Source organism: Terrabacter sp. C0L_2, assembly GCF_036352015.1.
Taxonomy (GTDB): Bacteria; Actinomycetota; Actinomycetes; order Actinomycetales; family Dermatophilaceae; genus Terrabacter; species Terrabacter tumescens.
Genome location: NZ_CP143557.1, coordinates 2887211 through 2909569, shown reverse-complemented (window position 1 = coordinate 2909569; position 22359 = coordinate 2887211). Strand labels below are relative to the sequence as shown.

16 protein-coding genes and 3 rRNA genes are annotated in these 22359 nt (G+C 69.7%); 2 read left to right on the top strand and 17 right to left on the bottom strand.

What is annotated here, in order from left to right:
- Positions 1-46: 46 nt before the first annotated feature.
- A complete protein-coding gene (locus U5C87_RS13275) occupies positions 47-1063 on the top strand; it encodes an EamA family transporter (RefSeq protein WP_330473031.1) in 1017 nt (338 codons plus the stop codon).
- Here U5C87_RS13275 and U5C87_RS13270 read toward each other — a convergent pair.
- The 14 genes from U5C87_RS13270 to U5C87_RS13205 form a co-directional block, all read right to left on the bottom strand.
- Positions 965-1333, bottom strand: coding sequence for a YchJ family protein (locus U5C87_RS13270; protein WP_330473030.1), 369 nt, complete (start codon positions 1331-1333; stop codon positions 965-967). The genes U5C87_RS13275 and U5C87_RS13270 overlap by 99 nt on opposite strands.
- Positions 1334-1410: 77 nt before the next feature.
- Positions 1411-2088, bottom strand: a complete 678-nt coding sequence (locus U5C87_RS13265; RefSeq protein WP_330473029.1) for an NUDIX hydrolase — start codon at positions 2086-2088, stop codon at positions 1411-1413.
- A 7-nt stretch (positions 2089-2095) separates the two neighbouring features.
- A complete protein-coding gene (locus tag U5C87_RS13260) occupies positions 2096-3877 on the bottom strand; it encodes a CTP synthase (RefSeq protein WP_330473028.1) in 1782 nt (593 codons plus the stop codon).
- Between the two features lie 11 nt (positions 3878-3888).
- A complete protein-coding gene (locus U5C87_RS13255; protein WP_330473027.1) occupies positions 3889-5031 on the bottom strand; it encodes a glycosyltransferase family 4 protein in 1143 nt (380 codons plus the stop codon).
- Positions 5028-6893 carry a murein biosynthesis integral membrane protein MurJ gene (gene murJ, locus U5C87_RS13250; RefSeq protein WP_330473026.1) on the bottom strand — a complete coding sequence of 622 codons (1866 nt, stop codon included), beginning with the start codon at positions 6891-6893 and terminating at the stop codon, positions 5028-5030. The genes U5C87_RS13255 and murJ overlap by 4 nt, the downstream gene beginning before the upstream one ends.
- A complete protein-coding gene (locus tag U5C87_RS13245) occupies positions 6890-7858 on the bottom strand; it encodes a hypothetical protein (RefSeq protein WP_330473025.1) in 969 nt (322 codons plus the stop codon). The genes murJ and U5C87_RS13245 overlap by 4 nt, the downstream gene beginning before the upstream one ends.
- Positions 7855-8799 carry a copper transporter gene (locus tag U5C87_RS13240; RefSeq protein ID WP_330473024.1) on the bottom strand — a complete coding sequence of 315 codons (945 nt, stop codon included), beginning with the start codon at positions 8797-8799 and terminating at the stop codon, positions 7855-7857. The genes U5C87_RS13245 and U5C87_RS13240 overlap by 4 nt, the downstream gene beginning before the upstream one ends.
- Positions 8796-9977 (bottom strand): putative cytokinetic ring protein SteA, encoded by a 1182-nt coding sequence (gene steA, locus U5C87_RS13235; RefSeq protein ID WP_330473023.1) that lies wholly within the window; start codon positions 9975-9977, stop codon positions 8796-8798. Before steA ends, U5C87_RS13240 begins: the two co-directional genes overlap by 4 nt.
- 89 nt (positions 9978-10066) lie before the next feature.
- Positions 10067-11833: a DNA repair protein RecN gene (recN, locus tag U5C87_RS13230; protein ID WP_330473022.1), complete on the bottom strand. Its 1767-nt coding sequence runs from the start codon at positions 11831-11833 to the stop codon at positions 10067-10069.
- Positions 11834-11842: 9 nt separating this feature from the next.
- Positions 11843-12874: an NAD kinase gene (locus U5C87_RS13225; RefSeq protein WP_330473021.1), complete on the bottom strand. Its 1032-nt coding sequence runs from the start codon at positions 12872-12874 to the stop codon at positions 11843-11845.
- The gene (locus tag U5C87_RS13220) at positions 12871-13671 is read right to left on the bottom strand and encodes a TlyA family RNA methyltransferase (RefSeq protein ID WP_330473020.1); all 801 of its coding nucleotides are present in this window, start codon (positions 13669-13671) and stop codon (positions 12871-12873) included. The genes U5C87_RS13225 and U5C87_RS13220 overlap by 4 nt, the downstream gene beginning before the upstream one ends.
- Positions 13668-13940: a hypothetical protein gene (locus tag U5C87_RS13215; RefSeq protein WP_330473019.1), complete on the bottom strand. Its 273-nt coding sequence runs from the start codon at positions 13938-13940 to the stop codon at positions 13668-13670. Before U5C87_RS13215 ends, U5C87_RS13220 begins: the two co-directional genes overlap by 4 nt.
- A gap of 57 nt (positions 13941-13997) precedes the next feature.
- Positions 13998-15053 carry an HAD-IIA family hydrolase gene (locus U5C87_RS13210; RefSeq protein WP_330473018.1) on the bottom strand — a complete coding sequence of 352 codons (1056 nt, stop codon included), beginning with the start codon at positions 15051-15053 and terminating at the stop codon, positions 13998-14000.
- A gap of 110 nt (positions 15054-15163) precedes the next feature.
- Positions 15164-15814: a tetratricopeptide repeat protein gene (locus tag U5C87_RS13205; protein ID WP_330473017.1), complete on the bottom strand. Its 651-nt coding sequence runs from the start codon at positions 15812-15814 to the stop codon at positions 15164-15166.
- Between the two features lie 6 nt (positions 15815-15820).
- Between U5C87_RS13205 and U5C87_RS13200 the strand changes: the two genes are divergently transcribed.
- Positions 15821-16897 (top strand): hypothetical protein, encoded by a 1077-nt coding sequence (locus U5C87_RS13200; protein ID WP_330473016.1) that lies wholly within the window; start codon positions 15821-15823, stop codon positions 16895-16897.
- An 8-nt stretch (positions 16898-16905) separates the two neighbouring features.
- On the opposite strand, the gene rrf is transcribed toward U5C87_RS13200, so the two are convergent.
- The 3 genes from rrf to U5C87_RS13185 all read right to left on the bottom strand — a co-directional run bounded on the left by rrf (position 16906) and on the right by U5C87_RS13185 (position 22100).
- Positions 16906-17022: ribosomal RNA gene (gene rrf, locus U5C87_RS13195) — 5S ribosomal RNA — on the bottom strand.
- Positions 17023-17102: 80 nt separating this feature from the next.
- Positions 17103-20233 (bottom strand): 23S ribosomal RNA (locus tag U5C87_RS13190).
- A 345-nt stretch (positions 20234-20578) separates the two neighbouring features.
- Positions 20579-22100, bottom strand: a 16S ribosomal RNA gene (locus U5C87_RS13185).
- The 16S, 23S and 5S rRNA genes sit together here, the layout of an rRNA operon.
- Positions 22101-22359 lie beyond the last annotated feature (259 nt).

Genomic DNA, 22359 nt, shown 5'->3' with positions numbered 1-22359 from the left:
GACAGTTTGATGGACGTGAACGGTCACGGCACGCAGGATGGGCGTCATGCGCCGCCGCGACTCCGCCCTCGCCGTCCTCGTCGCCCTGCTCTGGGGCACGAACTTCGTCGCCATCCGCACCGGCCTCGACTCGGTGCCGCCCCTGCTCTTCCTCGCGGTGCGCTTCGTCGTCGTCTGCGTGCCGGCCGTCTTCCTCGTCCGACGCCCGGTCCTGCCGTGGCGCGACCTCGCCCTCATCGGGCTCTTCACGAGCCTCGGCCAGTTCGCCCTGCTCTACCTCGCGCTGCACCTCGGCATGCCCCCGGGACTGTCCTCGCTCGTGCTCCAGGCCCAGGTGCTGCTCACCGTCGTCATCGCGGCCGTGTGGCTGCGCGAGCGACCCTCCGCCCTGCAGCGCGCGGGGGTGGCCCTCGGCGGCGCCGGACTGCTCACCATCGCCGTCGGGCGGGGGCTGTCGGCGCCCGTGCTGCCGCTCGTCGTGCTCGTCCTCGCCGCCGTGTCGTGGGCGGTGGGCAACGTGCTGACGCGCCGGGCGGGAGCGCTGACGGCGCCCGGCGCCGGGCTCGGCGTCACCGTCTGGTCGGGTCTCGTCGTGCCGGTCCCGGCGCTCGCGCTCTCGCTCGTCGTCGAGGGGCCGGCAGCCGTCGGGGCGGCGCTCACCCACGTCCAGTGGCAGGCGGTCGCCTCGACCGCCTACACCGCCTGGCTGTCGTCGCTCGTCGGCTACGGCATCTGGAACACGCTGCTCGCGCGCTACCCCGTCGCGAAGGTGACCCCGTTCGCCATGCTCGTGCCGGTCTTCGGCATGGCGGCCGCCGCGGTCGCCTTCGGCGAGCGGCCGCACGCGCTGGAGCTCGTCGGGGGCCTCGTGCTGCTCGCCGGCGTCGGCGTCGCCGTGGCCCGACGCCGGGGTGGCACGCCCGATCCGGTGGTGCCTGCCTCCACCGCCGAGCAGGCGCTCACCTCACCGGTGGTCGCCGTCGACGTAGAGCCAGCGACCCGCTCGGCGCTCGAAGCGACTGACCTCGTGGAGCTCGCCCCGACGCCGTCCCCCCGGGCCTGACGGTTCGGACCAGCGCGCGACGAACTCGACGACGCCGTCCTCGTCGCCCGGTCCCCCGCGCTGGGTGCGCAGCACCGTGAGCCCGGTCCAGCGGGTGACCGGGTCGAGGTCGACGTGTGCCGGGCGGGTGCGCGGGTGCCAGGTGCGCAGCAGGTACGCGTCGTCCCCGGTCGCGAAGGCCGTGTAGCGCGATCGCATGAGGTCCTCCGCGGTGGAGGCCGTGCGGTCCCCGGCGAGCAGCGGCCCGCAGCACGCGGCATACGACCTCACGTCGTCACCGGTGCGACACGGACACGGTCCGGACCCACGGGACGCAGCGGGCGCAGCCGACCCGAACGCCGAGCCGCTCACCGCCGCGCGGCCCGCTGGGCGTCGCGAGCCGGCCAGGGAGCGTCGTGGGGCCGCAGCGTCGACCAGCCACGCTCGCGCGACAGCCCCGCCGAGAGCAGCCCGACGAGCGTGGCGGAGTTGCTGATGCGGCCCGCGAGCGCGGCGTCGACGGCGTCGTCGAGCGGCACCCACAGCGGGCGGATCGTCAGCTCCTCGGCCGTGCGCTCGTGCGCGTCCTCCGCATCCACCTCGTGCAGGCCACGGGCGAGGAAGATCCGCACCGTCTCGGGGAAGGCGCCGGGCGAGGTGACGTCGTCGGCGAGCACGTGCCACTCGTCGGCCGTGAGGTCGACCTCCTCGAGGAGCTCGCGCGCGGCGGCGTCACGCGGGGGCTCGCCGTCGACGTCGAGCAGGCCCGCGGGCAGCTCCCACACGTGACCGCCGCTCGCGTGGCGGTACTGCCGGATCAGCAGGACGTGCAGCACGTCGTCGAGCTCGCGCAGGGCGAGCACGGCGACGGCACCGGGGTGCGTCACGAGGTCCCTCATGACGACGCCCCCGGCGCCGAGGTCGACGCGCTCACGCACGACGTCGAAGATGATCCCCTCGAAGGGCGTCGTCGACTCGAGCACCGGCTCGGCGGTCCACTCCTCGACGAGGTCGGCCGCGGTGCCGCGTGGTGCGTGCAGGCTCACCGGCGGCTCAGCCGGCGTCCGGCGAGTCGCCCGTGGACGCCGAAGCCGACACCGAGGCGTACTCGTCATCGCGCTCACCCTGGGCCGGCTCGGCCGCGGCGCGACCGGCGTCGGTGGCCGCACGGTGACGCTCGACCTCGACGAGCCGCTCGCTGCGCTGGCGCTCGAGGGCGGCCCCGACGAGACCCGCGAACAGCGGGTGCGCGCGGTTGGGACGCGACAGGAACTCCGGGTGCGCCTGCGTCGAGACGTAGTACGGGTGGACGTCGCGGGGCAGCTCGACGAACTCGACGAGCGTCCCGTCGGGCGACGTGCCGGAGAAGACGAGGCCCGCCTTCTCGAGGTCGGCGCGGTAGGAGTTGTTGACCTCGTAGCGGTGGCGGTGGCGCTCCTGCACCTCGGCCGAGCCGTAGGCCTCACGGATGACGCTGCCCTCCTTGAGGGCGGCCGGGTAGAGGCCGAGGCGCATCGTGCCACCGAGGTCGCCGGCGCCTTCGACGAACGCCTTCTGCTCCTCCATCGTCGCGATGACGGGGTGCTCGGTGTCGGGGTCGAACTCCGTCGAGCTCGCGTCCTCGTTGCCGAGGACGGTCCGGGCGTACTCGATGACCATGCACTGCAGGCCGAGGCAGATGCCGAGCGTCGGCACCTGCTTCTCGCGGGCCCACGTCAGGGCGCCGAGCTTGCCCTCGATGCCGCGCACGCCGAAGCCACCGGGCACGAGGATCGCGTCGACGCCGCCGAGCGCCTTCTGGGCACCCGCCGGGGTCTGGCACTCGTCGCTGGCGACCCAGCGGATGTTGACCTTGGCGTCGTGGTGGAAGCCGCCGGCACGCAGGGCCTCGGTGACCGAGAGGTAGGCGTCCGGGAGGTCGATGTACTTGCCGACGAGGGCGATCTCGATGTCGTGCTCGGGGTCGTGCACCCGCTGGAGCAGCTGGTCCCACTCGGTCCAGTCGACGTCGCGGAAGCCCATCCCGAGGCGGCGGATCACGTAGGCGTCGAGGCCCTCGCGGTGCAGCACCTTGGGGATGTCGTAGATGCTCGGGGCGTCGACGCAGGCCGCGACCGCGGTGACGTCGACGTCGCACATGAGCGAGATCTTGCGCTTGATCGGGTCGGGGATGTCGCGGTCGGCCCGGAGCACGAGGCCGTCGGGCTGGATGCCGACCTGGCGCAGCGCGGCGACGGAGTGCTGCGTGGGCTTGGTCTTGAGCTCGCCGCTCGGGGCGAGGTAGGGCACGAGCGAGACGTGCAGGAAGAAGCTGTTGTCGCGGCCGATGAGGTGGCGCACCTGGCGCGCGGCCTCGAGGAAGGGCAGCGACTCGATGTCGCCGACCGTGCCACCGATCTCGGTGATGATGACGTCCGGGGCGTCCGGACCTCCGGTGGCGAGAGCGCGCATCCGGGCGACGATCTCGTTGGTGATGTGCGGGATGACCTGGACGGTGTCGCCGAGGTACTCGCCGCGGCGCTCCTTGGCGATGACGTGGTTGTAGACCTGACCGGTCGTCACGTTCGCGCTGCCGACGAGGTTCACGTCGAGGAAGCGCTCGTAGTGACCGATGTCGAGGTCGGTCTCCGCCCCGTCGTCGGTCACGAAGACCTCGCCGTGCTGGAACGGGTTCATCGTCCCGGGATCGACGTTGATGTAGGGGTCGAGCTTCTGCATCGTGACCCGCAGGCCCCGCGATCTGAGAAGTCGTCCGAGGCTCGAGGCTGTCAGGCCCTTGCCGAGAGAGGAGGCAACGCCCCCGGTCACAAAGATGTGCTTCGTCGTTTCCACCACGGGCTTCGAGTCTACGTCATCCCGAGGGCGTCCGTGGCGTAGCGGTCCACCCACCGGCGCGTCTCGTCGTCGACGGTGGGCCATCGGGCCGCGACGGCACGCGCGGCAGCCCCCGTCCGGGCCCGCGCGTCGGGGTCCCCGAGGAGGCGGTCGACCTCGCTGGCCACTGCTGACGGATCTCCCACGGCGACAAGCGAACCCGCGTCACCGACGAGGCCGGGCAGGCCCCCGGAGCGGGTGACCACGACCGGCAGACCCGCCGCCATCGCCTCCTGGACGACGAGCGCGCGGGCCTCCCAGCGACTCGTCAGGACGAACACGTCCGCAGCCCGGAGCCAGTTCTGCACGTCCGAGCGGGCTCCGACGAACCGGACGACGGGGCCTCCCCCCTCGAGAGGGCGTATGCCGTCCGCCTCGTGCTCGAGGTGGGCGCGGAGCCGCTCGTCGCCGTCGCCGACGACCGCCCAGGTCGCGGGGACCCGGGAGAGCCGGGCAGCCCGCACGAGGGTCGGCAGGTCCTTCTGGGGCGCGATGCGCGAGACGGTGAGCACGAGGGGCCGGTCGGTCGGCAGGCCGGCGCCGGCGAGGAGCGACTCCCGCTCGTCGGGGGCCAGGCGATCGGCCCGCAACAGCCGGGGCACTGCCGCGGACGGCACGAGGGCCAGCTCGGCGCGACGGGCCCCGAGCGACACCGCGAGGTCCACGAGGTCCGAGCTCGCCCCCGTGACGAGGTCGGCGCGCCGCAGGCACCAGCCGAGCAGGCGCCGCGACACAGCGGCCTGACCGCGGGCGGCCGGCGACGACGGGGTGGGCGGCAGGTCGTTGTGCAGGGAGACGACGAGTCGGGGCCGTGGACGCGCGCGGGCGACGGCGACGGCGGCGACGACGGCGGCCTGGTGACCGTGCGCGTGGACGACGTCGACGGTGCCGGCGAGGCGCATGACCCGGTGCCAGTCCACCAGCCCACGCGGAGCGCGTGCACCGGCGTGCACGGGCCACAGCCGGTGGGCGTCGGCCCAGCCGAAGGCGCGGGCCGTGGAGTCCGCCGTGACGACCTGCACGTCGTGGCCGAGCCGGCGCAGGCCCGTGACGAGGGTGTCGACGTGCGCGCCGACTCCCCCGGTGGCGTGACCGAGCACCATGAGCACCCTCATGCGACCACGTCCGCCGTCTCGGGGTCCGGGCGCCGGCGTCGCACGCGCGTCAGGGCGCTCGGGTCGATGGCGACGGTCACCCCCACCATGACGAGGACGGCCAGCACGCCGACACCGACCCCGACGGCGACGCTGGAGCCGAGCGACTGCCCGAACCCGTGGATGGACAGCCACGAGGCGACACCGCGACCGGCCAGGGCCCCGGCTGCGGACCCGACGAGAGCGGCCACGAGCGGTCGCGCCGGGAGCGAGAGCGCGTGCCAGCCCCAGGTGCGGCCGACGAGCACGACGAGCAGCACCGCCCCGACGACGAGACCGGCGCTCGACCCGCCGGCGAGCGCGCGCAGGGTGTCCGGGCCGCCGGCACCCGACGGGTCGAGCACGACGAGCGGCAGCACGACGGTGGTGAGCCAGCCCGCTGCCGCGATGGCGCCTGCCACGAGGGGCGACCCGCGCACGTAGGACGCCCGGGACAGCAGACCGATGATGCCGAGAGCGACGACCGACGGGGCGAAGAGCGTCACCGCGTCACCCATCGCGACCAGCGTCTCGAGCGAGGCATCGGAGGCGGAGCCGACGTCGAGGGCGCTGAAGAACGCCCCGACCGGGACTGCGACCGCGACGAGGGTCGCCGCGCCGAGGAGCGTCACGACGAGGGTCGCGAGCCAGGCCCGGCGAAGCGTCGCGGCTGCGAGGTCCCGCGCCGGCTCCCCCCGGTGACGGCTCTGCCCTTCGCTGCCCACCGGCCGGGTGGTGGTCCCGGCGGACCCTCCGTGCGTGTCTGCCCGCGCGTCGACATCACCGGCGCGAGCGGCGTGGGCGCCGGCCAGCGACGGGAACGCGGCGGTCGCGAGCGGGACGGCCAGGACGGCATACGGCAGCAGGGTCACCGCCTGGGCATACGTGTAGACGTTGAGCGTGCCGGCGCCTCCGCGGTCGTTGGCGAGGCGGATCACGACGAGGGTGGCGACCTGCTGGCCGGCGACCGCGAGCAGTCCCGACGCGGCCAGCACCCGCACCCGGCTCCCGACCCCGTCGGGGAAGCGGAGGCGGGGACGCAGCCGCACCCCGCTGCGGCGCACCGGCACGAGCAGCGGCAGCGCGAGGGCCACGACGCCCAGCGTGGTCCCGACTCCGAGCACGACGAGCGCGGTGGGCGAGACCTCGTCGACGGGAGCCGCCGGGTCGAGGACGAGAGCGCGGTAGGCGAGGTAGGTCGCGATGACGACGACGCTCGAGAGCAGCGGGGCGAGCGCCGCGCCGACGAAGCGGTGGTGTGCCTGGAGCACGCCGGCCAGGACGATCGCGACGCCGTAGAGCGGCACCTGGATGGCGAAGATCCTCAGCAGCTCGGCCCCGAGGGCCACCTCCCCCGCGCAGCCCGTGCCGAGCAGGGCGCCGGCGATCGGCTCGGCGGCGAGCGCCACGACGACGCCGAGCGGCAGGAGGACGACGCCCGCCCACGTGAGCAGCGCCGAGGCGGTCGCGTCGGCGCCGTCGCGGTCGCCCCGCGCGAGCGCGCCGGCGACGAGCGGCACGGCCACGGCGGCCAGCACTCCCCCGGCCGCGATCTCGAAGAGCACGTTGGGCACGGCGTTGACCGACTGGTAGACGCTGCCGACGCACGTGGCGCCGACGGAGTGCGAGAAGACGAACCAGCGCCCGAAGCCGACGACGCGGGCGACGAGCGTGATGACGGCGATGGTGCCCGCCGCGGCGAACAGACCGCGGTGCGGGACGGAGCGGCGCGGGGCCGGACGGCTCGCAGCTTCGGAGTCGGGGTGGGTGTGGGAGTCGGGGTGGGTGTCGGAGTCGGGGCCGGAGTCGGGGCCGGCGTCAGTGCCGGCGTCGGGGTCACTCATGGGCGCCCCCGGCCCCACTCGTCGAGGCGTCGCAGCACCGGGTTGGCCTCGATGACCTTCGTGAAGCTGACACGCTCGGAGGCGAGGGTCAGTGCTGCCAGTGCCGTCAGGGCGACGGCCCGGCCGACCAGACCGGTGCGCTCGACGAGGGCGAGCCCCACGAGGGCGCCGGCGGCGTTGGCCCCGGTGTCGCCGAGCATCGAGCCCGCCGCCAGGTCGTCACGGAGGACGCCGAGGGAGGACCCGACGGCCGCGCAGGCAGCCACGCCGAGCCCGCCTGCCGTGCCGACCATCGGCAGGCCCGCGGCGACCGTGACCTTGAGGGCGCGTCCCGGTCGCAGGTCGAAGAGGTTGATCGCGTTGGCCGCCCCCGCGACGACCGCGCCGCCGACGAGCGTCGACAGGACGCCGACGGCCCTCGACCGCCCCTGGCGGCTCGCCGCAGGGTGCGAGCCCGAGTCGACGACCATCGCGCCGACGAGACCGGTGGCACCGAGGCCGACGATCTTCAGCGCGCCGGTCGTGACCTCGCCGCGGGCGAGCGCCGTCAGGTGCCCCTTGAGGCCCTTGTCGGCCGTTCCGCCGGCGAGGTCGTCGAGCGCCCCGAGCGCTCCGGCCGCGAGAGCGACGACCGCGGTCGCGACGGCAGGTCGCCCCGGTCCCTCCGCCCGGCGCGGGCCCAGGGTTCCGGCGGCGGCACGGGCGGCCGCACCGGCGACAGCGCCAGCCACGGCGCCGCCCACCCAGGCCGGTCCCTCGAGGAGCGTGACGGTGGCTCCGGCGTGGTTGGTGCGCTCCCAGGGCTCGCGGAGGCGGGACGGGAGCCGTCGCCCGGCCCGGAGCAGCGTCCAAGAGGTCGCCGCGGCCGCGACGAGCGACGCGACGGACGCCGAGGCCGACGCCTGGGTCCGGGGCCTGGCACGGGTGTGGGCAGGGGGCAGCGCCGGTGGAGGGCTCGAGGTCACGGAAGCACCCGCGGGACCTTGGCGGTCGCGCCCGCCGAGACGCCGTAGTGACCGATCTTCTCGTCGAGGGAGCCCTCGATCGCGAGCACGACCGTCGCCGGGCCGTCGCCCTCCCGCGCATGGTCCACGGTGGAGACGATCTGGGCGGTCTCGGACTTCTCCCGGACGGCCTGCACCGCGTTGGAGGTGACGGCCTGCCCGGCGGCGGCGAGCGTCTCACCTCCGGCGACGACGGTGGCCCGTGACTTGCCGGCGAACGCCGTGACGAGCGCACGGACGGCGTCGGAGCGCGCCGTCACGACCGACTCGGTGCCGGCGTAGTCGCCGGAGACCACGATCGCGAGGTCCGACGGTGCGAGGTCGGCCACGGTGCTGTCGAGCAGGCTGGCGTCGACGAGCACCTTGAGCGCGGCGGAGCGCTGCGCCGACGTGCCGGTCGGGGTCGTGGAGACCATGAGGTCGGTGAGGACCTCGAGCAGCAGCGCGTCGCCCGTGGCGGTGGAGCCGAGCCCGAGCGCGGCTGCGGCGTCACGGGCTGCCTGCGCCCGGTCGGCGGCCTGGCTGGGGTCGAACCAGTCGGGGCTGAGCGTCACGGTCGAGGCGAGCGCTCCCCCGCTCTGCGTCACGACGGTCTCGAGGTTGCTCACCATCGTGCCGTCGGCGGACGGCATGACGACGACGACGGCGCGGTGGCCCGTCAGCCGGCCGCGCACGACGCGCTGCTGGACGGCCGTGGCGTACTCGTTTGAGGCGTCGACCTGCTTCTCGCTGACCGTCAGCTTGTCGTTGAGCCCCTGCTTCTCGGTGCGCAGGGCCGCGACCTGGTCGCTCAGCTGGTCACCGAGGTTGGCCTGCAGCGGGCCCGCCCCGAGGACGATTCCGACGGCGAGCGCAAGGAACACCGAGATGATCGAGACGAGGTGGTAGCGGAAGTCGATCACGTGAAGATCCCTACGACGGCGGTCCAGAGGTCGTCCCATCGCGCGGCGAGCACCTGCAGCCACGCCTGGCCGGCGGGGGTCGACGCCAGCGCGGCGAAGAAGGCCAGCATGCCCACGAGGAGCATCGTCACGAGCAGGCGCCCCGGGATCCGCGCGCGGTAGAGCTGGCTGACGCCCTTGGCGTCGACGAGCTTGCCGCCGACCCGCAGGCGCGTGAGGAAGGTGGAGGCCTGGCCGTCACGACCCTTGTCGAGGAACTCCACGAGGGTGACGTGCGTGCCGACGGCGACGATGAGCTCGGCGCCGGAGTCGTCGGCGAGCAGCATCGCGACGTCCTCGCTCGTGCCGGCCGCGGGGAAGACGACCGGGGTGATGCCGAGCGCCTCGACCCGGGCGAGCCCCGGCGCGCGCCCGTCACGGTAGGCGTGCACGACGATCTCGGCGCCGCACCGCAGGGCCTTGTCGGACACCGAGTCCATGTCGCCGACGACGAGATCGGGCTTGTGCCCCGACTCGAGGATCGCGTCCGCGCCGCCGTCGACGCCGATGAGGATGGGGCGGTACTCGCGGATGTAGGGCCGCAGCGCCTCGAGGTCCTCGCGGTAGTGGTAGCCGCGCACGACGATGAGGCAGTGCCGACCGTCGATCTCGGTCGTGATCGGGGGCACGCCGATGCCGTCGAGGAGCAGGTCGCGCTCCTTGCGGATGAACTCCATCGTGTTGGTCGCGAAGGCCTCGATCTGCACCGCGAGACCGGCTCGCGCCTCGTGCATCTGGTTCTGCACGGACTCGGCGTCGAGCAACGTGCCGGTGGCCACCTTGCTCTCGCCCGACCACAGGTCGGCGCCGTCGAGCCGCACGGGCTGCCCGTCCGTGAGCGTCATGACCTCCGGGCCGGCCGCGTCCAGGACCGGGATGCCGGCCTCGACGAGGATCTGCGGGCCGAGGTTCGGGTAGCGGCCGCTGATGGACGCGGCGGCGTTGACCACGGCGGCCGGGCGCGCGGAGACGAGCGCGTCGGCGCTGACCTTGTCGATGTCCTCGTGGTCGATGACGGCGACGTCGCCGGGCTGCAGGCGCTTGGTCAGCGTCTTGGTCCGACGGTCGACGCGCGCGATGCCGGTGACGCCGGGACCGGAGTCCCGCGCACGGGGACGGCGTCGGATGGGGAGGGCCATGATGGCCTCAATCGTGCCACGTCGGCGCTCCAGCGAACCCATCGGTCCGTGGCACGCGCGGGCGGCACCCGGGGACGAGCGGCCCGGGTCTATCGCTGCCCGATCCGGGCGCCGCCGGTCTGCTCGAGCAGGTCACCCGCGTGGGCGAGTCCGGCCTCGGAGTCGGGGTCCCCGCCCATCATCCGAGAGAGCTCGCGCAGCCGGGCGTCCCCCTCGACGACCGAGACGCTGCTCGAGGTGATGCGCCCGTCGTCGGCCTTGTGCACGACGAGGTGACGGTCGGCGAACGCCGCGACCTGCGCGAGGTGGGTGACGACGATGACCTGCGCGTGCTCGGCGAGTGCCGCGAGCCGGGCCCCGACGTCGAGCGCCGCGCGGCCACCGACGCCGGCGTCGACCTCGTCGAAGACGAAGGTGGGCGGCCCGGAGGCCGCCTCGCCGGAGGGACTGCGTGAGCCCACGACCTCGAGCGCGAGCATGACGCGGGAGAGCTCACCGCCGGATGCCGCGCGGGCCACGCTGCGCGGCGTGGCGCCGGGGTTGGCCGCGAGCAGGATCTCGACGTCGTCGATGCCGTGCCGCGAGAGCCGGACCCGCTGTCCGTCGGGCAGCTCGACACCGTCGGGGTCGGCCCGGCGGCCGAGCTCGACGTGGACGACCGCCTTGCCCATGGCCAGGTGCGCCAGCTCCTCGGACACCCGGACACCGAAGTCCTCACCGGCTGCGCGCCGGGCGTCGGACAGCGCGAGCGCCGCGGCCACGACGGCGGCCTCGAGCTCGGCCACCTCGGCGCCGAGGCGCTCGACCCGGTCGTCGGCGGTCACGAGCTCGTCGAGACGGGCCGCGCCGCGGCCGGACCACTCGAGCACCTCGTCGACGGTCTCGCCGTACTTGCGCGTCAGCACGCCGAGCGTGGCCCGGCGCTCCTGGACGTAGCCGAGTCGCTCGGGGTCGAGGTCGACGTCCTGGAGGTATGCCGTGAGGTCGGCGGAGAGGTCCGTGACGAGGGTGCCCACCTCGTGCAGACGCTCGTCGAGCCCGGCCAGGGCCTGGTCGTGGGCGGTCGCGGGCGCCAGCGCCCCCCGGGCCGCACCGATGAGGTCGCGCACGTTGGGAGCGGGCTCGGCGGCGTACTCGTCCCCGCTGAGGTCGGCCAGTGCCTGGGCGGCCGCGAGCCGAAGCGTGTCGGCGTGGGCCAGGCGCTCGTCCTCGGCGCGCAGCGCCACGTCCTCACCGGGCTGGGGGTCGACGGCCTCGATCTCCTCGAGCGAGGCCGTCAGCGAGTCGATCTCGCGGGCGCGTTCGCGCGCCTCGGAGACGAGCTGGGCGTGCTCGCGGGCGGAGTCGCGCCACCGGTCGTGCAGCTCTGCCACCCGGTCGCGCAGGACGGTGAGCTCGGGGCCACCGAAGTCGTCGAGGACGGCTCGGTGGGCGTCACCCTGCTTGAGCCGCCACTGGTCGGCCTGGCCGTGCACGGCCACGAGCAGCTGCCCGAGCTCGGCCAGCACCGAGACGGGAGCGGTGCGGCCACCGACATGGGCGCGCGAACGTCCGGCCGCGGCGATGGTGCGCGCGATGACGAGCTCGCCGTCCTCGTGGTCGGCGCCGGCCTCGTCGGCCCGGACGAGCGCCGGGTGGTCGAGCGGCAGCTGGACGACCCCCTCGACGAGGGCGGAGGACGCCCCGGTGCGCACGAGCCCGGAGTCGGCGCGCTCACCGAGGAGCAGGCCCAGGCCCGAGACGACCATGGTCTTGCCAGCCCCGGTCTCGCCCGTGAGCACGTTGAGACCGGGGCTCAGGTCGAGGACGGCGTCGTCGATGACCCCGACCCCGCGGATCCTCATCTGGCTGAACACGGGACCACCTTAGGGCCGGGCACCCACGCCGCCGTCGACGTCGTCCGCGGGGTCGAGCGCGGGGTCGTTGGCACCAGGGGCGTCCAGGGCGGGTGTGCCGACCGCTCCGTCCACGGCTTCGGTGGCGTCCACGGGTGCGACGCCGTCGCCGTTGCCGCGCCACCCGGCGACGGACAGGTCGAACTTGGCGACGAGACGGTCGGTGAACGGGGCGCTCGTCAGGCGGGCGAGGCGCAGCGGCCGCAGCCCGCGGCGTACCTCGATGCGCGCCCCCGGCGGGAGGTCGACGTGGCGCCGTCCGTCGCACCACATGACGCCCGCGCCCTCGGTGGCCGCCTTGATCTCGACGGCGAGGTGCGTGTCGGGCCCGAGCACGAGGGGCCGGGCGAAGAGGGCGTGCGCGGCGCTGGGGACGAGCAGGATCGCCTCGACCTGGGGCCAGACGACGGGGCCACCGGCCGAGAAGGCGTAGGCCGTGGACCCGGTGGGCGTCGACACGATGACGCCGTCGCACCCCCAGCTCGACAGGGGCCTGCCGTCGACCTCGATGGTGACCTCGAGCATGCGCTCGCGTGAGGCCTTCTCGACGCTCACCTCGTTGAGCGCCCAGCTGCTCGCGATGAGGTCGCCGTGCAGCTTGGCGTCGACGTGGAGCGTCATGCGCTCCTCGACGGCGTAGTTGTTGCGGGCGATGTGCTCGACGGTGGCGTCGAGGTCGTCGCGCTCGGCCTCGGCGAGGAAGCCGACGTGCCCGAGGTTGACCCCGAGCAGGGGCACGTCGACGCTGCGGGCGAACTCGGCGCCGCGCAGGATCGTGCCGTCACCACCGAGGACCACGACGAGGTCGCATCCCTCGGCCGCCTGCTCCTCGGCGGAGGAGATGTGCACGCGGGAGCTGTCCTTGAGGTCGAGCGCCTTGGCCTCGTCGGCCTGCAACGACACGTCGATGCCGAGGTGGGTCAGGCGCTCGACGACGCCTTTGGCGACCGTCAGCGCCTCGGGGCGCCGCGGGTGGGCCACGAGCAGGATCCGGCGAGTCACGAGGCTCCTTCCAGGTCGATGGCCCCCAGCATGTCATCCACCGCCGTCGCCGGTGCCCCGGGGACCGGTCGCGGCGCCAGCCAGAAGAGGAACTCGCGGTTGCCGTCGCCCCCGGCGATCGGGCTGGCCGTGGCGCCGTGCAGGTGCAGCCCCTGGTCGGCGACGACAGCGGCCACCTCGCGCAGCACGCGGCGGCGCTCGTGCGGGGAGGTCACCACGCCGGTCCGGCCGAGGCGCTCGCGCCCCACCTCGAACTGTGGCTTGACGAGGACGACGAGGTCGCCGTCGTCGGTGACGAGCGGACGCATGGCCGGCAGGGCGATGGCGAGCGAGATGAAGCTGAGGTCGGAGACGACGAGGTCGAAGGCGCCACCCAGCGCAGCGGCGTCCACGTCGCGGATGTTGGTGCCCGGCAGGTCGCGCACTCGCGGGTCGGTGGCGATCGAGTGGACGAGCTGGTCGTGGCCGACGTCGAGAGCCGTCACGTGGGCGGCGCCACGCTCGAGCAGCACCTGGGTGAAGCCGCCCGTGCTGGCACCGACGTCGAGACAGCGGCGCCCGTCGACGGAGATCGGCCACGTGTCGAGCGCGTGCAGCAGCTTGAGGGCTGCCCGCCCGACCCAGCGGTCCGGCTCCCGGGTCAGCTCGAGGGTCGAGGAGTCGTCGACGGGGAGGGCAGGCTTGGCGGCCGGCTTGCCGTCGACGAGGACGACTCCGGCGGTGACGAGCTCACGAGCCTGGGTGCGCGACCTGGCCAGACCGCGCGCGACGAGCTCGACGTCGAGGCGCCGCGTCACGCCCCACCGAGACCGCCGAGGCGGCTCTGCAGGCTGCGGTGGGCGTGCTCCCCCGCGTCGATGCGCTCGGCGAACGAGCCGGACTGCGACTCGGCGAGGCGCATCATGGCCTCGTCCACGGCCTCGTCACCGGTCACCGGGGGTGTCGGCACAGCGCCGGCCGCGTCGTCTGCCGTGGCCTCGTGCCCGCTCTGCTCGACGCCGTCCTGCGCCGTCATCGGCTCGTCGGCCGCGAGGTCCTCGCGTCGAGCGTCACTCTCGCCAAACATGTCCTGCCTCCGTGCCCCGTGAAGTGGTCCGCTGCCGTCACGCTACCGGGTCGGCGCTCACACATCGTCGAGCAGGCGGTCGAGCGCCTCGGCGCCGACGGCGATGCTCTTCTCTGCTTCACCCGGTGAGCCGGCAGGGTCGTCCCGCATGGCCAGCAGCGCAGCCAGCCCGGCGCGCACGACCTCGATGACGCTCGCACTCCCCTGCTCGATGCGCAGCCCGTCGTGGGCGGGTGTGACCCGTGCCGCCCCGCAGCGCCAGGTGTCCCCGTCCCGGACGGACACGGCATACGGCCTCAGGAGATCGTCGAGCGAGCCGAGGACGTACGTCGGGCGAGCCTCGGCCGCGAGCAGCTCGGAGGGTCCGTCGACCCCGGTCAGCACCCACGCCGAGTCGAGGCCCGCCGCCTCGGCGCCGGCGATGTCGGTGGCCAGGCGGTCACCGACCGCGAGGGTCCGCGCCGCGGGCATCCCGAGTCGCTCCAGCGCCAGCCGGTAGAGCGGCGGATGCGGCTTGCCGACGACGTGCGGGCGTCGCCGCAGCGCGCTGGCCAGCAGGTCCACGTAGGCGCCGTTGCCTGGCGACTGCCCCCACGGCAGCGGCAGCGTCGCGTCGTCGTTCGTCGCGACCCACGGCAGCCCGGTCGTCAGGAGTCGGGCCGCGGTCTCGAAGTCGCTCACCCGCAGCTGCTTGCCGTAGCCCTGGAGCACGGCTCGGACGGCCTCGAGCTCATGGGCGTCCGCGCCCGGGTCGACCGGCACGAGACCGGCGTCCCTCAGGGCCTCTGCGGCGCCCGCGCCCCCGAGCGCGAGCACGGCAGATCCGGGCTCGAGCTGCTCGGCGAGACGGGCCGCCCCGGCCTGCGCGCTGGACACGACGTCGGAGGCCGTCGCAGGCGCACCGACGTCCGCGATCTGCGCGGCCACCTCGGCAGGGACGCGCGAGGCGTTGTTCGTGGCGTACACGACCCGCATGCCGCGGTCCACGAGCTTCTTCAGCGCTTCGGCGGCTCCGGGGACGGCGTCACTCCCGCGGTAGACGACTCCGTCGAGATCGCACACCAAGCCGTCGTATGCCGTGACGAGCGGTTCCAGCGGCTCCACCGTGTCCATGCGACCTCCTCGAGGACGACCTTACGGGGCGGCGTGGACGGCGGAGCACACGTCCGGAGACGACAACGGGCCCGACCTGTGGAGGTCAAGGCCCGTTCGGCGTACGTCGCTCAGCGCTCGTCGTGGTCGTCGTCCTCGTCCTCGCCCGCGTTGCCGACGGGCTGAGCGGAGTAGTCGTCCTCGTCCTCGTCACCGAGCAGGTCGGTGAGCTCGACGCCGTCGAGCTCCTCGAGGCGCTCGGCCGCATCGGTGGTCAGCTCGTGGTCGGCGTCCGCGGCCCGGGCGAACCAGTCGCGGGCGACCTCGAGGTCACCGGCTGCGAGCTTGGCGTCCGCGTAGGCGTAGTAGAGACGCGCGGCGGAGGGACGGTTCGGGTTGATCCGCTTCACGAGGTCGCTGAGCCCGGCCGCAGCAGCGTCGAGCTGACCGAGGTCGCGGCGGATCCCGGACACGACGATCGCCAGCTCGACGCGGTCGTCGATGGCCAAGTTGTTGGCCTCCTCCGACTGCGCGAGCTCGAGAGCCTTGTCGTGGCGGCCGAGGGCGCGCTCGCAGTCGACCATGAGCGGCAGCAGGTGGCTCGACCCGGACAGGCGCCGGACCGTGCGGAACTCACCGAGCGCGCGGGCCCAGTCGCCGAGGCGGTAGGCCACGAGCCCCAGGGACTCACGTGCGGCCGGCACGCGGCCGGCGCGGCGCACGGCGGTCTCCGCGTGGGCCAAGGCGGCCTCGGGCTCGACGTCGAGCAGCTCGGCCACCATGACGAGGTGCTGCGCGACGCCCTCGGCGTTCTCCTTGGACAGGGTGCGCAGCTGGTTCTTGACGCCGCGGTCGACCTCCTGGCCGGTGACACCCTCGCGGATGGCCGGTTCCGGCTTGCGCGGGGACTTCGGCGTCAGGCGCTGGCCGCCTCGACGGTCCTCGCCGTGGGGACGGCCTGCGCCACCACGAGGCCGGTCCTCGAAGCGTCGAGGACCACGGTCGTCTCGGCCGCCGCTGGAACGGCGGTCGTCGGAGCGGTAGCCGCCACGGTCGCTGCTGCCGCCGCTGGAACGGCGGTCATCGGAGCGGTAGCCGCCACGGTCGCTGCTGCCACCGCTGGAGCGACGGTCGTCCGACCGGTACCCACCACGGTCACTGCCGCCACCGGAACGGTAGCCACCACGGTCACCGCTGCCGCTGGAACGGCGGTCATCGGAACGGTAGCCGCCACGATCGCTGCTGCCGCTGGAACGGCGGTCATCGGACCGGTACCCGCCACGGTCACTGCTGCCACCGCCGCTGGAACGGCGGTCGTCAGACCGGTAACCGCCACGATCGCTGCTGCCGCCACCGGAGCGACGGTCGTCCGAGCGGTACCCACCACGGTCGCTCGCACCACCGGAGCGACGGTCATCGGACCGGTAGCCACCGCGGTCGCTGCCACCGCCGCTGGAACGGCGGTCGTCCGAGCGGTACCCACCACGGTCACTGCCACCGCCGCCGGAGCGACGGTCATCCGAGCGGTAGCCGCCACGGTCGCTGCCACCACCGGAGCGGTAACCGCCACGGTCGCTCGCACCACCGGAGCGACGGTCATCGGACCGGTAGCCACCACGGTCGTCGCGGCGCGGGCCACCCGATCTCGGCGCTCCCGAACCTCGGCCGGCACCGCCACTGCGTGCGGGACCTCGCTGGCCGCCGTCGCGGTCGCGGCGGTCGCCTCGGCTGTCGTTGCCGTCCTGGTCACTCATGTTCTGCATCCTTCCGCGCCGACCGAGGTCGGCGCCACCTCTGGGGTCTTCGAGCACAAAAAGAAAGAGCGCCCCGGTCGGATCAATGAAGTTCCGTCCGGGGCGCTCTGACAAAGTGTGTCCGGCTGCGTCCTACTCTCCCACACCGTCACCAGTGCAGTACCATCGGCGCTGAAGGGCTTAGCTTCCGGGTTCGGAATGGAGCCGGGCGTTTCCCCTTCGCTATGACAGCCGAAACTCTATGGAGATATCAATCAGTGGGCTTGGGTTCCCGTTTGTATCTCGGGAACTGCACAGTGGACGCGTAGCATCTTTGTAAGTCAAGTTATCGGCTTATTAGTACCGGTCAGCTCCACACATTGCTGTGCTTCCACATCCGGCCTATCAACCCAGTAGTCTAGCTGGGAGCCTCTCGCCCTCGCGGGCCTGGAAACCTCATCTTGAAACGTGCTTCCCGCTTAGATGCTTTCAGCGGTTATCACTTCCGAACGTAGCTAATCAGCGGTGCTCTTGGCAGAACAACTGACACACCAGAGGTTCGTCCATCCCGGTCCTCTCGTACTAGGGACAGCCTTTCTCAAGTTTCCTACGCGCACAGCGGATAGGGACCGAACTGTCTCACGACGTTCTAAACCCAGCTCGCGTACCGCTTTAATGGGCGAACAGCCCAACCCTTGGGACCTACTCCAGCCCCAGGATGCGACGAGCCGACATCGAGGTGCCAAACCATGCCGTCGATATGGACTCTTGGGCAAGATCAGCCTGTTATCCCCGGGGTACCTTTTATCCGTTGAGCGACGGCGCTTCCACAAGCCACCGCCGGATCACTAGTCCCGACTTTCGTCCCTGCTCGACATGTCTGTCTCACAGTCAAGCTCCCTTGTGCACTTACACTCGAAACCTGATTACCAACCAGGCTGAGGGAACCTTTGGGCGCCTCCGTTACCTTTTAGGAGGCAACCGCCCCAGTTAAACTACCCACCAGGCACTGTCCCTGATCCGGATCACGGACCGAGGTTAGATATCCAGAACGACCAGAGTGGTATTTCAACGTTGACTCCACCATCACTGACGTGACGGCTTCACAGTCTCCCACCTATCCTACACAAGCCGTACCGAACACCAATACCAAGCTGTAGTAAAGGTCCCGGGGTCTTTCCGTCCTGCTGCGCGTAACGAGCATCTTTACTCGTAGTGCAATTTCGCCGAGTTCGTGGTTGAGACAGTGGAGAAGTCGTTACGCCATTCGTGCAGGTCGGAACTTACCCGACAAGGAATTTCGCTACCTTAGGATGGTTATAGTTACCACCGCCGTTTACTGGCGCTTAAGTTCTCAGCTTCGCCGTGAGGCTAACCGGTCCCCTTAACGTTCCAGCACCGGGCAGGCGTCAGTCCGTATACATCGTCTTGCGACTTGGCACGGACCTGTGTTTTTAGTAAACAGTCGCTTCTCCCTGGTCTCTGCGGCCGATCACGCTCAGACAGCTTGTGTCGTCACGATCAGGGCCCCCCTTCTCCCGAAGTTACGGGGGTATTTTGCCGAATTCCTTAACCACGATTCACTCGATCGCCTTGGTATTCTCTACCTAACCACCTGAGTCGGTTTGGGGTACGGGCGGCTCGAACCTCGCTAGAAGTTTTTCTCGGCAGCATAGGATCACCCTCTTCCCGCATTCGCGGTCACTATCAGGTCTCAGGCTTCATGCGACCCGGATTTGCCTGGATCGCGCCCTACACCCTTGGACGTGGACAACCATCGCCACGCGGAGGCTACCTTCCTGCGTCACTCCATCGCTTGACTACTACCAGATCGGGTCGTGCGCTCCACACACCCGGTAACCCCGAAGGGCTGGTGGGCGTGCTTCAGGCACTTAGCATCACTGGGTTCATCATGGGCGGTCCTTCGCCGGTTCCGGAATATCAACCGGATGTCCATCGACTACGCCTGTCGGCCTCGCCTTAGGTCCCGACTTACCCAGGGCAGATTAGCTTGACCCTGGAACCCTTGGTTATTCGGCGGACGGGTTTCTCGCCCGTCATTCGCTACTCATGCCTGCATTCTCACTCGTGTGGCCTCCACGGCTGGTTCACACCGCCGCTTCCCTGGCCACACGACGCTCCCCTACCCATCAACACGCCTGGACACCAGTCCCGCAGGAGTTGGTGCCGAGCAGTATGTCAATGCCACAGCTTCGGTGGTGTGCTTGAGCCCCGCTACATTGTCGGCGCGGAATCACTTGACCAGTGAGCTATTACGCACTCTTTAAAGGGTGGCTGCTTCTAAGCCAACCTCCTGGTTGTCACAGCAACTCCACATCCTTTCCCACTTAGCACACGCTTAGGGACCTTAGCTGGTGATCTGGGCTGTTTCCCTCTCGACTACGGAGCTTATCCCCCGCAGTCTCACTGCCACGCTCTCACTTACCGGCATTCGGAGTTTGGCTAACGTCAGTAACCTGGTGAGGCCCATCAGCTATCCAGTAGCTCTACCTCCGGCAAGAAACACGTGACGCTGCACCTAAATGCATTTCGGGGAGAACCAGCTATCACGGAGTTTGATTGGCCTTTCACCCCTACCCACAGCTCATCCCCTCAGTTTTCAACCTAAGTGGGTTCGGTCCTCCACGCAGTCTTACCTGCGCTTCAACCTGGCCATGGGTAGATCACTCCGCTTCGGGTCTAGACCCAGCGACTCAAACGCCCTATTCGGACTCGCTTTCGCTACGGCTTCCCCACACGGGTTAACCTCGCCACTGAGCACTAACTCGCAGGCTCATTCTTCAAAAGGCACGCTGTCACCCCACACGCCCAACGGCGGGAGGCTCCAACGGATTGTAGGCACACGGTTTCAGGATCTATTTCACTCCCCTCCCGGGGTACTTTTCACCTTTCCCTCACGGTACTTGTCCGCTATCGGTCACCAGGGAATATTTAGGCTTAGCAGGTGGTCCTGCCAGATTCACACGGGATTTCTCGGGCCCCGTGCTACTTGGGAAACACCACCGGGAGTCCACACCATTTCGTCTACGGGGGTCGCACCCTCTATGCCGAGCCATTCAATGCTCTTCGACTATGACGCAGATTTCTCACTCCCTACAGAGGTGTCAGCCCCTGTTGGCGGGTCCCACGACCCCGAACGTGCAACGCCTGACAGCTATCACACACGCCCGGTTTAGCCTCATCCGCTTTCGCTCGCCACTACTCACGGAATCACATGTTGTTTTCTCTTCCTGTGGGTACTGAGATGTTTCACTTCCCCACGTTCCCTCCACACACCCTATATATTCAGGTGCGGGTGACTGGACTTGCCTCCAGCCGGGTTTCCCCATTCGGAAATCCTCGGATCACAGTCTGGTTATCGACTACCCGAGGCTTATCGCAGATTCCTACGTCCTTCTTCGGTTCCTGGTGCCAAGGCATCCACCGTGTGCCCTTAAAAACTTGAACACTACAAAGATGCTCGCGTCCACTGTGAAGTTCTCAAAATACAACCGGCACCCCACACCCACCACAGACAAACTGCAGCTTCGGCAGGGCCCACATCCAGAAGAAACCTGGCTCCACCACCACAACCACTGGAAACCAGCAGCCGGCAGTGTTGCCCGATCCTTCAGGACCCAACAACGTGTCAGACACCGCACCCCACATCCCCCACGTTCCACTGCGAAGCAAGCTCCGCTTGTACTGGTGAGAGACACCGGGACGGTGTCAAGTAATCGATGTTCCACCCTTGAGCACCCGCTGCCCCACACTCGGGGACAGACCGGGCTGCCATAAATGACTGCTCCTTAGAAAGGAGGTGATCCAGCCGCACCTTCCGGTACGGCTACCTTGTTACGACTTAGTCCCAATCGCCAGTCCCACCTTCGACGGCTCCCCCCACAAGGGTTGGGCCACCGGCTTCGGGTGTTACCGACTTTCGTGACTTGACGGGCGGTGTGTACAAGGCCCGGGAACGTATTCACCGCAGCGTTGCTGATCTGCGATTACTAGCGACTCCGACTTCATGGGGTCGAGTTGCAGACCCCAATCCGAACTGAGACCGGTTTTTTGGGATTCGCTCCACCTCGCGGTTTCGCAGCCCTTTGTACCGGCCATTGTAGCATGCGTGAAGCCCAAGACATAAGGGGCATGATGATTTGACGTCATCCCCACCTTCCTCCGAGTTGACCCCGGCAGTCTCCTATGAGTCCCCACCATGACGTGCTGGCAACATAGAACGAGGGTTGCGCTCGTTGCGGGACTTAACCCAACATCTCACGACACGAGCTGACGACAACCATGCACCACCTGTACACCAGTCCGAAGACGCACCCATCTCTGAGTGATTCCGGTGTATGTCAAGCCTTGGTAAGGTTCTTCGCGTTGCATCGAATTAATCCGCATGCTCCGCCGCTTGTGCGGGCCCCCGTCAATTCCTTTGAGTTTTAGCCTTGCGGCCGTACTCCCCAGGCGGGGAACTTAATGCGTTAGCTGCGGCACGGATCTCGTGGAATGAGACCCACACCTAGTTCCCAACGTTTACGGCATGGACTACCAGGGTATCTAATCCTGTTTGCTCCCCATGCTTTCGCTTCTCAGTGTCAGTAATGGCCCAGAGACCTGCCTTCGCCATCGGTGTTCCTCCTGATATCTGCGCATTCCACCGCTACACCAGGAATTCCAGTCTCCCCTACCACACTCTAGTCTGCCCGTACCCACTGCAAGTCCGAGGTTGAGCCTCGGATTTTCACAGCAGACGCGACAAACCACCTACAAGCTCTTTACGCCCAATAATTCCGGACAACGCTCGCACCCTACGTATTACCGCGGCTGCTGGCACGTAGTTAGCCGGTGCTTCTTCTGCAGGTACCGTCACTTTCGCTTCTTCCCTGCTGAAAGAGGTTTACAACCCGAAGGCCGTCATCCCTCACGCGGCGTCGCTGCATCAGGCTTCCGCCCATTGTGCAATATTCCCCACTGCTGCCTCCCGTAGGAGTCTGGGCCGTGTCTCAGTCCCAGTGTGGCCGGTCGCCCTCTCAGGCCGGCTACCCGTCGTCGCCTTGGTGAGCCACTACCTCACCAACAAGCTGATAGGCCGCGAGTCCATCCCAGACCGAAAAACTTTCCACACCATGCCCATGCGGACTGGTGTCATATCCGGTATTAGCTCCGGTTTCCCGGGGTTATCCCAGAGTCTGGGGCAGGTTACTCACGTGTTACTCACCCGTTCGCCACTGATCAGACCAAGCAAGCTTGATCGTCACCGTTCGACTTGCATGTGTTAAGCACGCCGCCAGCGTTCGTCCTGAGCCAGGATCAAACTCTCCGTTGATGTTCAAACACCCACCCCCGAAAAGAGGACGAGCAAACTTTGAACCCATGAAGGGCTCGAAAACCTGACTGAAGTCGAACAACCAGCTCAAAAAGAGTTGATCATTCAGTTTCAACCAAAGGATAATTCGCACCAAAACCAACCCAGACCACCCTCATGGATGACTCCGAGCCAGCCTCGGGACGAGGTAATTGGCATCGATTTTTGACACGCTGTTGAGTTCTCAAGAATCGGACACACACCATCAACCACCTCAACG

What these genes read in the sequence shown, in the direction of transcription:
- U5C87_RS13275 (WP_330473031.1), top strand. Translation starts at nt 47, where the DNA reads ATGCGCCGCCGCGACTCCGCCCTCGCCGTCCTCGTCGCCCTGCTCTGG.
- U5C87_RS13255 (WP_330473027.1), bottom strand. Translation starts at nt 5,031, where the DNA reads ATGAGGGTGCTCATGGTGCTCGGTCACGCCACCGGGGGAGTCGGCGCG.
- murJ (WP_330473026.1), bottom strand. Translation starts at nt 6,893, where the DNA reads ATGAGTGACCCCGACGCCGGCACTGACGCCGGCCCCGACTCCGGCCCC.
- steA (WP_330473023.1), bottom strand. Translation starts at nt 9,977, where the DNA reads ATGGCCCTCCCCATCCGACGCCGTCCCCGTGCGCGGGACTCCGGTCCC.
- U5C87_RS13215 (WP_330473019.1), bottom strand. Translation starts at nt 13,940, where the DNA reads ATGTTTGGCGAGAGTGACGCTCGACGCGAGGACCTCGCGGCCGACGAG.
- U5C87_RS13210 (WP_330473018.1), bottom strand. Translation starts at nt 15,053, where the DNA reads ATGGACACGGTGGAGCCGCTGGAACCGCTCGTCACGGCATACGACGGC.
- U5C87_RS13205 (WP_330473017.1), bottom strand. Translation starts at nt 15,814, where the DNA reads ATGGTGGCCGAGCTGCTCGACGTCGAGCCCGAGGCCGCCTTGGCCCAC.